At 61.3% G+C, this 230-nt stretch carries 1 protein-coding gene; it reads left to right on the top strand.

The window, feature by feature from the left end; all coding sequences use genetic code 11:
• Positions 1-230, top strand: a 230-nt coding sequence (locus AAEZ05_RS30570; RefSeq protein ID WP_350650451.1) for an MFS transporter, incomplete at both ends; no start/stop codon positions are given.

A 230-nucleotide genomic window follows, 5' to 3' on the forward strand; every position in this document is an offset into this window, starting at 1 on the left:
GGGCCAGCCTGCTCAGCCCCATCGCCGACCGCTTCGGGCGCCGCGCGATTTTCACCTTTGCGTTGGTCTGGTACACCGTGGCCACGGTGTTGATTGGCATTCAAACCTCGGCCGTGGGCATCATTTGCATGCGCTTTCTGGTGGGCATTGGCCTAGGTATCGAACTGGTGACCATCGACGCCTACCTTTCGGAACTGGTGCCCAAGCGCATGCGCAGTTCGGCGTTTGCC

Source organism: Pseudomonas sp. HY13-MNA-CIBAN-0226, assembly GCF_040310305.1.
Classification (GTDB): domain Bacteria; phylum Pseudomonadota; class Gammaproteobacteria; order Pseudomonadales; family Pseudomonadaceae; genus Aquipseudomonas; species Aquipseudomonas gregormendelii.